This window comes from Mycobacterium sp. WUMAC-067, from assembly GCF_020217485.1.
Classification (GTDB): Bacteria; Actinomycetota; Actinomycetes; order Mycobacteriales; family Mycobacteriaceae; genus Mycobacterium.
This window is the reverse complement of the sequence record NZ_JAEKMI010000015.1, coordinates 86,750-99,621: the sequence shown is the minus strand read 5'-3', so window position 1 is coordinate 99,621 and position 12,872 is coordinate 86,750. Positions and strand designations below refer to the sequence as shown.

The 12,872-nt window shown below is 67.4% G+C and carries 8 protein-coding genes and 1 pseudogene; 1 reads left to right on the top strand and 8 read right to left on the bottom strand.

Annotated features, from left to right (window positions below):
* Window positions 1-22 precede the first annotated feature (22 nt).
* The 8 genes and pseudogenes from JF781_RS13220 to mutA form a co-directional block, all read right to left on the bottom strand.
* Window positions 23-1,126: an NAD-dependent epimerase/dehydratase family protein gene (locus tag JF781_RS13220; protein WP_225327600.1), complete on the bottom strand. Its 1,104-nt coding sequence runs from the start codon at window positions 1,124-1,126 to the stop codon at window positions 23-25.
* Between the two features lie 172 nt (window positions 1,127-1,298).
* Window positions 1,299-2,309, bottom strand: coding sequence for a sulfotransferase family protein (locus JF781_RS13215; protein ID WP_225327562.1), 1,011 nt, complete (start codon window positions 2,307-2,309; stop codon window positions 1,299-1,301).
* 356 nt (window positions 2,310-2,665) lie between these two features.
* Window positions 2,666-3,580: a sulfotransferase family protein gene (locus JF781_RS13210; RefSeq protein ID WP_225327599.1), complete on the bottom strand. Its 915-nt coding sequence runs from the start codon at window positions 3,578-3,580 to the stop codon at window positions 2,666-2,668.
* A gap of 316 nt (window positions 3,581-3,896) precedes the next feature.
* Entirely contained in the window at window positions 3,897-5,063 is a 1,167-nt protein-coding gene (locus JF781_RS13205) for an acyltransferase (RefSeq protein ID WP_255641815.1), read from the bottom strand.
* A gap of 291 nt (window positions 5,064-5,354) precedes the next feature.
* A complete protein-coding gene (locus JF781_RS13200) occupies window positions 5,355-6,641 on the bottom strand; it encodes a serine hydrolase domain-containing protein (protein WP_225327560.1) in 1,287 nt (428 codons plus the stop codon).
* A 53-nt stretch (window positions 6,642-6,694) separates the two neighbouring features.
* A pseudogene (meaB, locus tag JF781_RS13195) lies at window positions 6,695-7,677 on the bottom strand (methylmalonyl Co-A mutase-associated GTPase MeaB).
* 76 nt (window positions 7,678-7,753) lie between these two features.
* A complete protein-coding gene (scpA, locus tag JF781_RS13190) occupies window positions 7,754-10,003 on the bottom strand; it encodes a methylmalonyl-CoA mutase (protein ID WP_225327559.1) in 2,250 nt (749 codons plus the stop codon).
* Between the two features lie 5 nt (window positions 10,004-10,008).
* Entirely contained in the window at window positions 10,009-11,886 is a 1,878-nt protein-coding gene (mutA, locus tag JF781_RS13185; RefSeq protein WP_225327558.1) for a methylmalonyl-CoA mutase small subunit, read from the bottom strand.
* Between the two features lie 180 nt (window positions 11,887-12,066).
* Here mutA and JF781_RS13180 point away from each other — a divergent pair, with 180 nt between their 5' ends.
* Window positions 12,067-12,834 carry a TVP38/TMEM64 family protein gene (locus JF781_RS13180; RefSeq protein WP_225327557.1) on the top strand — a complete coding sequence of 256 codons (768 nt, stop codon included), beginning with the start codon at window positions 12,067-12,069 and terminating at the stop codon, window positions 12,832-12,834.
* The last annotated feature ends 38 nt before the right edge of the window (window positions 12,835-12,872 follow it).

The following is a 12,872-nucleotide window of genomic DNA, read 5'->3' as shown; positions in this document are numbered from 1 at the left end:
CAGCCGCTCCAGGCCGGACCTCTTAGCGCTGTCCCGCCTGTTCCACGACGCGACGGCCGGATTCGTTCGACGCGGCCTCGGGCCGTTCGGCGATCCAGTCGAGCAGCGCGCGCAAACCGTCATCGAGCGACCCCGCGGGGCGCCAGCCGAGCTCGTTGATCGCCGGCTCGATGTCGCAGCTCGCGGCGCGTACATCGCCGTCGCGGAATTTCGCGACGACGGTCGGTTCGGGCGCGCCGCACATGGCGGCGATCTTGTTGGCCAACTCGTGGATGGTGGTGGCCTGGCCGGACCCGATGTCGAGGCAGCGCGGCTGGGTTGCCGGGCGCTGGACCGCCGCGAAGAGGGCATCGACGACGGCGTCGATGTAGACGAAATCGCGCACGATGCGGCCGTCTTCGTATACCTCCAACGCAAGCCCCTGGCGCGCCAGCCGCGCGAAGAGGGCGACGATCCCGGTGTACGAATTGGTCAGCGACTGGCCGGGACCGTAGACGTTCTGCAAACGCAGCACGCTGAGGTTGGTGTCGTGCGCGGACGTCCACGCGGCCAACAGGTGCTCTTGGGCGAGTTTGGTCGCGGCGTAGACGTTGGTGGGCCGGGGTTCGGTTCGGTCGGCGCGGCTCGGCAGCGGCACCGCCTCTTCACCCGCGGGGCCTTGCGGATCCCAGAGACCCGCGACGAGTTGCGCGTGGCTGCGGGGTCGCGGGTAGAAGATCTGCGAGCCGGACTGCCATGAGCCCTCGCCGTACACCGCCCTCGATGACGCCAGGACGAGTTGTTCGGGCACGTGTCCCGAGCGGCTCAAGGCGTCGAGAAGCTGGGTGGTTCCCACGACGTTCACCGAGCCGTGCCGCGTCGCCTCGGACAGCGATTGCGCGGTGCCCGTCTCGGCGGCCAGGTGGACGACCTGGGACGGACGGAACAACCGCAGCACCGCGTCGAAGTCGGGCGCGTGCGTGACGTCCCCGGTGAACAACCGCACCGACTCCGGCAGCTCGATCGGCCGATCTCCCCCGTGCACCTGTGGATGCAGCACGTCCATCACGGCGACGTCGTATCCGGCCTCGATGAGACGACGGGCGAGCGCCGACCCGATGAATCCCGCCCCACCGGTGATGAGCACGGACGCTGACACGAATCGACGCCTTCCGTTCGGATGCTGAAGAAAATATGCGATCGGCACACTCGCCGAGATCGCCATCCGGTCGATCATATCGGGCACTGACCGCCGCATCCGACGATTCTGCCAAGCAGATCGCCGGCGCAGCGGGGCGCGCCACATGCACGAAAAGGCGCTACGCCCAAGTCCCCCTGTGCCGGTGGGCCAGTGCGACGACCTCCATCACCGGCCTCGCGATGGCCGGCCGGAAAACGCGGAACAGCATGCTGTTGGACAAGCCGTGAAAATCCTCGTACGCCTTACGGAAATCACGCTCGCTCGCCCGGTAGGACTCGAAAACGCGGTCCAACGTTGACGTGTCGATGGGGTCGTCCTGTGCGGCCTCGCGAAGCGCTTCGTAGATCGTGGAAATCCAATCGGCGCCGAAAAGATCCGTCACCGGGCCGCAGTGCCGCTGCCGATGCAGACCAGGGGTGAGGAACTCCTCAACGGCGTCCTCGTCCTGGGCATGCAATTCGACCGGCAGTTCCGCGGAGATGCGCTTCATCTCCCGGCGCCAGTCGTCGAGGAGGTTCGCGTAGTCGACGAAAACCCGCGGTACGCCGCGTGAATTTCGTTCGGCCAGGATGTTGCATTTCAACCACAAGGCGCTCGCGAGCGCGGGCGAGACGTGCCAGGCCTTGGCGATCGACGAAATGACCTCTTGCGGATGACGTACCGCGATCACCGAGGCGACGTCGAACCCCGCCATGCGCGCCGCCTCGAACCACAGGTTGGACAGTGTCGTGATCCTCGGTTCTTTGATCACCACGAGCGGCGCCGCCGGCAGCGTGGACAGATATTCGGCGACTTTGGCGATGCAGGCCTTGCTTTCCTTGTCGGGCGAACCTCGATCGAGAAAGCGAAGTGAGGGGTCGTACCAATTGGTCCCGAGACGGCGCAGGATCGTTTCGTTGAGCGAGATGGCCGCTCGCGGTTCCCAATACCCGAGCGGATTGTTGGCGTCGGCGCCCAGCATCGCGGCCGGCAGCGTGCCACCGCACAGCGAGAGCACCCGGGTGAGCGCCGATGTTCCCGACCGTTGCGGTCCCAGCACGAAGAGGGCGACCGGGCGGTTCCCGGAGCCGACCTGGTTGGGGGAAGTCAAGGCGTTTTCGACGGGCTTGGTGATGCGGGCCAATCTCATCGCGAATCCAAACCTTTCACTGGTCGCGCACGTGGGCGACTTTCGGAGTTCGGTTGATATCCAGGGGTTTCCGAGGTGGTGTACGCGCGATCAACGCGCAGCAACCGTTCGAAATTGACACCGTCGCGCGTGCCACGATGTCAGAGACCAAATCACAGCCTGCTCAACGACTTTGGCAAAGAGAAGGCGATACCGCACTCCTCTTGCGGAGTCAGGCTTGACTTGTGACCGGCAACTTCTGCCCCCCGGTGAGAACCATCAATCATTGCGCCCGCTAAGGACTATAACCCGACCACACGATCCAGGCGGCGCTTTTACGAAACTGTTTTGCGTACTTAATCTTTGGAGTCTTTTGTCTACGCCCAGGCTCCCCGGCGCCGGTGCACCATCGCGGCGACCTCGAGGATCCGCTTCACGATGAACGGCCTGAACACCCGGCGAACCAAGCTGTTGGTGCGGGCGTGGAATTCCGTGAACGCCATGCGGAAATCACGCTCGCCCGCCTGATACGACTCGAAAACCCGGTCCAGGGTCGCTACGTGCAGGGGGAAGTCCTGCGCGGCTCCGCGCAGTGCCTCATAGACGGCGGAGATCCAGTCCGCGCCGAAATGGTCCGCCACCGGGCCGCCGTATCGCTGGCGTCGAAGTTCGGGGGTGAGAAACTCCTCGACGGCGCTTTCGTCGACGGCGTCCAAATCGATTTCCAGCGTGGCGGCAATGCGCTTCACCTCTCGTTTCCAGTCGTCGAGGAGGTTGCCGTAGTCGACGAACACGCGCGGCATACCGCGGGTGTGCCGCTCGGCGAGCAGGTTGTATTTGAGCCACAAGGCGCTCGACAGCTCCGGCGAGGTGTCCACGTATTTCGCCGCCGAGGCGACAACCTCTTGCGGGTGGCGCACCGCAATCACGGCGGCGATGTCGAAGCCGACCTGGCGCGCCGCCTCGAACCAGAGGCCGGACAGCGCCGTGATCCTCGGCTCCTTGATGACCACCAGCGGCGCCGTCGGCAGTGTGCCCAGATACGCCGCGATCTCCGCGATGCAGGCCGCCTTCTCTTCGGCGCCGAACGCGCACTCCTCCTGCAGGCGAAGCGTCGGGTCGTACCAGTTGCTGCCGTGGCGGCGCATGATCGTTTCGTTGAGCATGATCGCGGCGCGTGGCTCCCAATAACCGCGCGGGTTGTTGCCGTCGGCGCCGCACATTCCGGCCGGCAGCGTGCTGCCGCACAGCGACAAGACCCGGGTCAGCGCCGACGTCCCGGACCTCGCCATTCCCAGCACGAACAGCGCAACCGGACGGACGGCGGTTGCTTGGCCGGCGGATGACTCTGGGAGATCGGCGGGTTGGCTGGTCCGGGGAGCTGTCATCGGTGGCCCACACTTTCAGTTGCGCGTCATGCGGCCCCCGGGATCACGGGTCATTATGCATGAATTTGCAATTTGCGGGGCAAAGTTCAAATACGCGCTTCCGGCAACGCCGTCGCCGACCAAGAGGTGCCTACAGCAACGCGCATTAATCGTTTGGTCTGGACGACTTTATCTCACGGTAAAGGTGAGATTGAGTGTCGTGCGGCGCGGAATCCGCGACTCAGTCGCCGGTGACGGTGTGCGCGGACGGTTGTGCGTCAGCGACCACGCCGTCCCATTCACGCGCTTTGCGCTTGAAGCGGGACTTGAGCGCAAGCGCGCGCTTTTCCACCAGGAACCAGCTCAGTGCGGCCAGTGGCAGGGTCGCGACGGCGGCGACCACGGCGAACGCGACGGGAGGCAGGAAGCCCAGCCCGCAGATCACCAACAGCTGCTGCATGGGCCACGCGTAGATGTACACGCCGTAGGACAGGTCCGTACGTAAACGCATGCGCTGGTTGTGGATCAGCGCCCCCGAAACGACGACGGCGTAGGCCAGCGGGAGGGCGGCGAGGACTCGATAGTTCGGCACCAGCAAGCCGGCCACCACCACGATGGCCGCGCTCACGGCAACAAGTGACCATCGGGCGGGAATCAAATCCTGGAATTGATGTAGGACCGCGCCGGCGGCGAAGACGAGGGCGAACCGCGTGATCATCTGCGGGAGCGTCTCCACCGCGCCCACCGGGTACGAAACGAGCGCCGCGGCCACCAAGAACAGTGCGAACACCACCGGAGCGGGCCAGCGGCGTTTGAGGAGTCCGGCCACGCCGGCAATAGCGATGGCGATGTAGCAGAGGAATTCGAAAACGAGGGTCCACAGCACGCCGTCCCACACGCCCGGGAAGGGGACGTTTCGGGGCGTTCCGTCGATGCCGGTGTGATACACGTTCAACACGGCGTTGTTCAGCACGTACTCGATCGGCGCGGTAGACAACAGCAGCTTGGCGGCCGAGCCCCCCGGGATCGCCACGCCCAGCGGGGCAATGACGAAAGCCACCACGGCCACGCAGACCCACAGGCCCGGAAAAATCCGAAGAACGCGGGCGACGAAGTATTCGCGAAGCCGCGGATTGCGCACCCAGCTCGCCGTGATGAGGAACCCCGATATCGCGAAGAATCCGTCCACCCAGAACTGCGTGAGCAGCTGTTCCACCGGTGGGTAGATCTTGCGGCCGGTGAGGAACCAGGAGTGTTGCAGGATGACGCCGGACGCCAGCACCAGTCGCCAAACGTTCAGTGCGTTGTTTCGGGTGTCGAACACCTGGGCGAGCGTCGAGCGCCCCGGTCCTCGCCGCTTTGGGTTGACGGTTGCGTCGGGGCCAGAGACTGCCGGGTTCGCGCTCATCCGACCGATTCTCGCTGCCCGGCGCCCGGGCACCAAAATCGCAGTCCGGTCATCAACACACCCGCGAAGCCAGGATTACCGGCGGGCATTGTTTTCGGGAAACGCCGCGGCAATTCGCAGGAATGAGCTGAGCAAACATCCAGCAAACACTACATCGCACGTAAACAACTGCACATGGGGCTTTCGACCACCGTCATTCGAATCGGCCAGTCGATTTAAGCGCCCCCGTTAATTACGCGGTCGTTTGCATTGCGGGAACGCACCGTCCGGGGGCTCGTGCGCCTTTCGGCGTCAGCCGGCGACGGCCCCAGGCTCGCAGAACGGCGCCCCGAACTCGGTGACCGGCCGGAATCCGCGTTTGCGTGCCTTGTCCGCGGCCCTGCGGATCAGCGCATAAATCCCGACGAACGCCGCATGGTCGGACATCACCAGCGGCGTCAGCAGGCGGTTGTGCACCAACGCGAACGCCACCCCCGAGGCGGGATCGGCCCATCCGACCGAACCGCCCATCCCGACGTGACCGAAGCCGGGCATCACACCGCCGATCGGCAGACTGTGATAACCGAGGTGGAAAGCCAACGGCACGTAGATATTTCGGTCCGGCCGCAGGCTGCGCTCCCCCGTCAGGCTTGCCGTCAGGTCGCGGGAGAGGAATCGGATGCCGTCCACCTCGCCACCGTTGGCGATGGCGCCGTACATCCGCGCCAGGCCGCGCGCCGTGGCGACCCCGTTGGCCGCCGGGATCTCGGCGTCCAGCAGCGGGGTATCGCCCTGAACCGCGGCGACCATGCCCGGGAAATAGATCGACCGGAATCCGCCGGAGAGCTCGTTGGCGACCTTGCGGGAGACGTAGTTGACGAGCGAACTGCCCAAAAGGTTCTGCGGCGCGACGATCTCGGCGACCCGCGTCGGGCACCCGGCCGGCGGCCGGCCCAGGTACAGGCCGTCGACGCCCAGCGGCTCGGCGAGTTCCTCGCGAATCAGCGTGCGCATCCCCTTACCGGTCACCGCCCGACCCAGGCCGGACATTAGCCAGCCGAAGGTCAGCGCGTGGTACGCGGATTTGCCCAGCAGCCGCCCGGGAGCCGCCGCGGCCAGCCGCTCCTCCATCACCACGTGATCGAGGAGGTCTTCCTTGGTGGCGCCGCGCAGACCCGACAGGCCGGCCTGGTGCCGCATCACCTGGCGCACGGTCATCTCGGCCTTGCCGTTGGCCGCGAACTCGCGCCAGTATTCGGCGACGGGGGCGTCGTAGTCGATCAGCCCCCGGTCAGCGAGCCGGTGGATGACGGTGGCGGCCATTCCCTTGGTCGCGGAGAACACCATCGGGGCGGTGTTCTCCGACCACGGCCGCTGGCCACCCCGGTCGGCAAAACCCGTCCAGACGTCCACGACGGGCCGGCCGTCGACATAGACGGCCAACGCCCCGCCACCGAACCGGCGGGCGGGAAACATGCTGGAAAAGCTACGAACGACGCACCCGAAGTGTGAGTCCGCCGCGCCGGACACACGGTGACCTGCGTCAAGGTCATCGTGGACACGGACCGCGCGGCGATTGACTCGGCTATCCACCGTCACACTTTGAATTTACTTGGATTACACACCCGGCAGGAGCGAAACCCCCCGAATATTTACCTATCCGTTAGCCGGACGCGGCCGTCAAGATTTGCTGGGCCGCCAGGGCCGGAGTTAGCTCCCCCGCCTTGACCTTTCGCTCGACGTCGGCCCGGATCTTGCGCACCGCCGGGTTGGAGGCCAGCCGGTCCAACACCGTGTCGCGCACCATCTGCCAGGTCCAGTCGACCAGCTGGCCGCGGCGGCGCGCCTCGAACTCCCCCGCCTCGCTGAGCACCGTGCGATGACGTTCGACGGTGTCCCACAGTTCGTCGAGGCCGGTTCCCTCCGCGGCGCTCATCGTGAGAACGGGCGGCCGCCATAGCGTTTCGCGCGGATAGATCAACCTGATCGCCCCGGACAGCTCGCGCGCGGCCGACCGCGCCTCGGGCAGGTGCTTCCCCTCGGCCTTGTTCACCACGACGATGTCGGCCAGCTCCAGCACGCCCTTCTTGATGCCCTGCAGCTGGTCGCCGCCGCGCGCCAGGGTCAGCAACACGAAGGTGTCGACCATGTTGGCCACGGTCACCTCGGACTGACCGACGCCGACGGTCTCGATCAGGATCACGTCGAAACCGGCGGCCTCCAGCAGCACCGACGCTTCGCGGGTGGCCTTGGCCACCCCGCCCAGGGTGCCCGACGTGGGCGACGGCCGAATGTATGCATCCGGGTGCATGGCAAGGCGCGACATCCGGGTTTTGTCACCGAGGATCGAGCCGCCGGTGCGCGTCGACGACGGATCGACGGCCAACACCGCCACGCGATGGCCCATTTCGATCAGGTGCATGCCGAGGGCCTCGATGGTGGTGGACTTCCCCACCCCGGGAATCCCGGTGATGCCCACCCGATGCGCGTTGCCCGAGTCCGGCGTCAGCTCCAACAGCAGCCGCTGCGCCTTCTCCTGGTGATCCCTGCGGGTGGACTCCAGCAGGGTGATGGCGCGCGGCAGCGCCGCGCGGTCGCCACTGCGGATGGCCTTGGCCAGCTGCTCTGGGTTCATTTCCACACCGCGAGACTGCAACTGGCGACGCATTTCCCGAGTAACCCTGTCGGTAGTTGCAGTCTCGCGCGCATCATTAGAGGTCGTAACCCAGCCGCTCGGCGAGCTTGTGCAGCAAGCCGATTGCGGCGTCGGCGATCACCGTGCCGGGCGGGAAGATGGCGGCGGCCCCGGCCTCGTACAGCTCGTCGAAATCGCCGGGCGGGATGACGCCGCCCACCACCACCATGATGTCGGGGCGCCCCACCTCTTTGAGCGCGTCGCGCAGCGCCGGCACCAGCGTGAGGTGACCGGCCGCCAGCGAGGACACCCCGACCACGTGCACGTCGTTGTCGGCGGCCTGGCGGGCCACCTCCTCGGGCGTGGAGAACAGCGATCCGACGTCGACGTCGAAGCCGATGTCGGCGAACGCCGTCGCGATCACCTTCTGCCCCCGGTCGTGGCCGTCCTGCCCCATCTTGGCCACAAGAATCCTGGGGCGGCGGCCGTCGGCCTCGGCGAACTTCTCGACGAGTTCGGTTGCGCTGGCCATGTTTCCGGCCTTTCCAGCTTCGTCGCGGTAGACGCCGGCGATGGTGCGGATCTCCGCCTGGTGACGGCCGTACACCTTCTCCAGCGCGTCGGAGATCTCGCCGACGGTGGCCTTGGCGCGGGCCGCGTCGATGGCCAGCGCCAGCAGGTTGTTGCCCAGCCCGTCCTCACCCGCGCGGCCGTGCGCCGCCGCGGCGCGCGACAACTCGGCGAGCGCCGCGTCGACGGCCTGCTGGTCGCGGCTTTCCCGCAGCTCCTTGAGCTTGGCCAGCTGCTCGGCGCGCACGCGGCTGTTCTCGACCTTGAGGACCTCGACCTCCTGGTCCTCCTCGACCTGGTACTTGTTGATCCCGATCACCGGCTGGATCCCGGAGTCGATGCGGGCCTGGGTGCGTGCGGCCGCCTCCTCGATGCGCAGCTTGGGGATCCCGTCGCTGATGGCCTGGGCCATGCCGCCGTGCTCGGTGACCTCGGCGATGTGGGCGCGGGCCTTCTGCGCGAGCTGATGGGTCAGCCATTCCACGTAATACGAGCCCGCCCACGGGTCGATGGGCCGCGTGGTGCCCGACTCCTGCTGCAGCACCAGCTGGGTGTTGCGGGCGATGCGCGCCGAGAAGTCGGTGGGCAACGCCAGCGCCTCGTCCAGCGCGTTGGTGTGCAGCGACTGGGTGTGCCCCTGGGTCGCGGCCATGGCCTCGATGCAGGTGCGGGCGACGTTGTTGAAGGCGTCCTGCGCGGTCAGCGACCAGCCCGAGGTCTGCGAATGTGTGCGCAGCGACAGCGATTTGGCGCTCTTCGGATCAAACTGGCTGACCAGCTCGCTCCACAACAGCCGGCCGGCCCGCAGCTTGGCGACCTCCATGAAGAAGTTCATCCCGATGCCCCAGAAGAAGGACAGCCGCGGAGCGAACTTGTCGATGTCCAGCTCGGCGTCCAGGCCGGCCTTGATGTAGTCGACCCCGTCGGCCAGCGTGTAGGCCAGCTCCAAATCCGCTGTGGCACCGGCCTCCTGGATGTGGTAGCCGGAGATCGAGATGGAGTTGAACTTGGGCATCTTGGCGCTGGTGTAGGCGAAGATGTCGGAGATGATGCGCATCGACGGCTTGGGCGGATAGATGTAGGTGTTGCGCACCATGAACTCTTTGAGGATGTCGTTCTGGATGGTGCCGGCCAGCTTCTCTGGCGGAACACCCTGCTCCTCGGCGGCCACCACGTACAGCGCCAGGATCGGCAGCACCGCGCCGTTCATGGTCATCGACACCGACACCGTCGACAGGTCGATGCCGTCGAACAGCTGCCGCATGTCGAGGATGGAATCGATTGCCACACCGGCCATTCCGACGTCACCCTGCACGCGCGGGTGGTCGGAGTCATACCCGCGGTGGGTGGCCAGGTCGAAGGCCACCGACAGACCCTTCTGGCCCGCCGCCAGGTTGCGGCGGTAGAAGGCGTTGGACTCGGCGGCGGTGGAGAAACCGGCGTACTGCCGAATCGTCCACGGCTGGTTGACATACATCGTCGGGTAGGGCCCACGCACGAACGGCGGTTCGCCGGGGAAGCTGTGCAGCGGATAGCCGTCGGCCTCGACGGCGGCGCGGTCGGCGGCGATGTAGACCGGTTTGACGTCGATGTCTTCCGGCGTATGCCATTGCAGCTGATCGGGTGTGTACCAGTGCGCGGCCGCGGCCGCCGCCACGTGTTCGTCGACGGCGGCTTCGGTCGCCGGCGCGATGGTCCGTTCGCTGTGCAGCGGAACCTCGGCAAAGCTGCCGACAGCAGGTGCAGTGGTCGTCATGCTAGCTACGCCCCCAGCCTTGTGAGCAGATCCGACAGTGCTTCGACCGCATTGATTTTCGCGGTCAGGAATTGGTCCGGTTGGTGCTCGGTGTCGGCCACCGCCTTTTCGGGCCCGGCCAGATACACCCGGGAGATTCCGGCGTCCCGGGCGGCCTGCACGACGCCGGACGCCTCGTCCCCGTAGCGCTTGTCGGTGCCGCAGATGACCGCCACCGTCGGCGTCCCCGCCTCGGCCACCGCCGCCGCGACGCCGGCCGCATCGACGGTTCCGGGGTTGACCGCCTCGATGCCCCCGGAGGCCAACAGGTTCGAGGCGAACGTCGCGCGAATGTTGTTCTCGGCCAAGGGGCCCAGGGGCAGCAACAACGCTTGGGGGCGCGAGCCGGTGCGGGCCACGAAGGCGTCGGAGCGATCGCGCAGGGCTTCGAACTCCGCGGCGTAACGCACCAGCTTGCCGGCGGCGAGCGGCGAATACGACGAGTCGCTTTGCGGCAGCGGCGGTTCGGTGAGGTTCGGGAATTCATTGACGCCCGTGATCGCCGTGCGGCGGTGCGCGATGTCGTCGCTGCGGCGGGCCGCGATCTCGGCGATCTGGCCGGCGATGAAGTCGGCGGCATCGGTGAATCCGCCGTGCGCCTCGATGGCCTGGAAATGCTGCCAGGCCTGCTCGGCCAGCCGGGCGGTGAGGTCCTCCACGAACCACGACCCGCCGGCCGGGTCCAGCACGCGGCCCACGTGTGACTCCTCGAGCAGCAGTAGCTGGGTGTTGCGCGCGATGCGGCGCGCGAAACTTGTTGCGATGTCCGGGAATCCGCCGTCGATCGCCACGTCGAACGGGAAGACCAGCAGGGAGTCGGCGCCGCCCACGCCGGCGCCGAAGGCGGCGAGGGTGCAGCGCAGCATGTTCACCCAGGGGTCGCGCTGGGTCATCATCGGCAGCGAGGTCTCGGCGTGGATGACGGCCGCGCCGGAATCGGGCTCGCCGACGACCTCGGCGACCCGCGCCCACAGGTTGCGCGCCGCGCGGAACTTGGCGATCGTCATGAACTGGTCGTCGTCGGCGGCGAACCGGAAGCTGATCTGCCGCAACGCCTGGCCGATCGGCATCCCCGCCTCGGTGAGCACCCGCAGGTAACTCACCGCGGCCGCGACACCGGCGGCCAGCTCCCACGTCGCGTTGGCGCCCAGATTGTGAAAGGCGGGCCCGTCGACGGTGATCGCGCGCACGCCGGTGTGCTCGGCGGCCCGCTTGGCGACGGCGACCACGTCCTCGATCCTCGGCGCAGGCCGGCCGCTGTGCGCCGCGGTCAGCGGGTCACCGCCCAGGTCGATCGACACGGTGGCGCGCTGGTCGGGTTCCACCCCGTCGGCCAGCGCCAGCGCCACGTCGCTGGCCGCCGCGTAGTCGGCGCCGGCCTCGAGGATCAGCGGCGCCATGCTCAGGTAGACACCCTGCAGCGCGTCGGCCAGCTGGTCAGGCGCCACGCCCGACTCCCCGATCCGCAGCACCAGGGCGCTGGCTCCGTTGCCGAGCGCGTCGAGCACCGCGGAGTTGACGTCCTTCGCGTCGACGCCCGGCACCGGGGTGGCCGGGAACGCCTCGGCGACCCGCCAGCCGGTCTTGACGTCGCGCAGCGCGTCGCCGCCCCGCACGTAGGGCCACTCACCGGGCAGCGGCGGTTCGGGCAGCTCGTCGAGGGCGGTGTAGAGCGCGCGGATCGCGATCCCGTCGTACGTCGGGGTTTCCAGCAGCCGCTCCGGCGCGTCCCCCAACTCCTCGGGGTCCTTCCGGGTGCTCTTGGCCAGCACTCCGGCGACCGCACTGCGCCAACGCCCGCGAACCTGTTCTAGGCCGGCGAGCTCGGGTACATCAATGGACACCGATTGCTCCCTTTTCCGAGCATTTGGGCTACCGCTTTGGGGATACCACTTAGCTATTGAGGCTAATTGATGGGAGCTCTGCGCTAAAAACCGCCAGGTGCCGCCAGCGGAGCAGGCTCGGGACGAAACGCCAGGCGCGGGAAACGCCCAATTCATCTGCGCCCCGTAACCTTGGATGCCGTGACGGGTTCCGCCACCAGCAAAATCACCGCGACGCTTCGCGATCTCGGCTGCGCCATCGGCGCGGCGGCGCGCAGCGTGTCTCGGTCGCGGGTCGTCTGGACAGTGGTGGGCATCACAGCGCTGCTGGTGCTGGCGTCGTTGCTTCCGCTGCCCTCGCCGGTGCAGATGCGCGACTGGGCGCAGTCGCTCGGGCCGTGGTTCCCGCTCGCGTTCCTGGTGGCGCACATCGTCGTGACGGTGGTGCCCATCCCGCGTACCGCGTTCACGCTGGCGGCCGGGCTGCTCTTCGGCCCGCTGCTGGGCGTCGCGCTCGCGGTGGTCGCCAGCACCGCGAGCGCGATGATCGCCATGCTGCTGGTGCGCGCGGCCGGGTGGCGGTTGACCCGGCTGGTGCGCCACCGATCGATCCACACGGTGGAACAACGGCTGCGGCGGCGGGGCTGGCTGGCCATCGTGTCGCTGCGACTGATTCCCGCGGTGCCGTTCTCGGCGCTCAACTATGCCGCCGGTGCGTCGAGCGTGCGGGCGCTGCCGTACGGCCTGGCGACGCTTGCCGGATTGCTACCCGGCACCACCGCCGTCGTCGTCCTCGGCGACGCGCTGGCCGGCCACCCCAACTCGCTGCTGTACCTGGTGTCGGCGATCACCAGCGCGCTTGGCCTGGCGGGCTTGATCATCGAGGTCCGCCAGTTCCGTCGGCACCACCGCCTCGCACACCGCCGCCTCGACGACAAGCCCTCGCCCGAGCCGGCCACGATCAGCTGATCCACCAACTCTGTTGAGAGCGCCGCGCGAGGCGGCAA

Excerpts from the sequence above, each read along its gene's own strand:
- JF781_RS13215 (WP_225327562.1), bottom strand. The coding sequence starts at position 2,309 with ATGAGATTGGCCCGCATCACCAAGCCCGTCGAAAACGCCTTGACTTCC.
- JF781_RS13210 (WP_225327599.1), bottom strand. The coding sequence starts at position 3,580 with ATGGCGAGGTCCGGGACGTCGGCGCTGACCCGGGTCTTGTCGCTGTGC.
- JF781_RS13205 (WP_255641815.1), bottom strand. The coding sequence starts at position 5,063 with ATGAGCGCGAACCCGGCAGTCTCTGGCCCCGACGCAACCGTCAACCCA.
- scpA (WP_225327559.1), bottom strand. The coding sequence starts at position 10,003 with ATGACGACCACTGCACCTGCTGTCGGCAGCTTTGCCGAGGTTCCGCTG.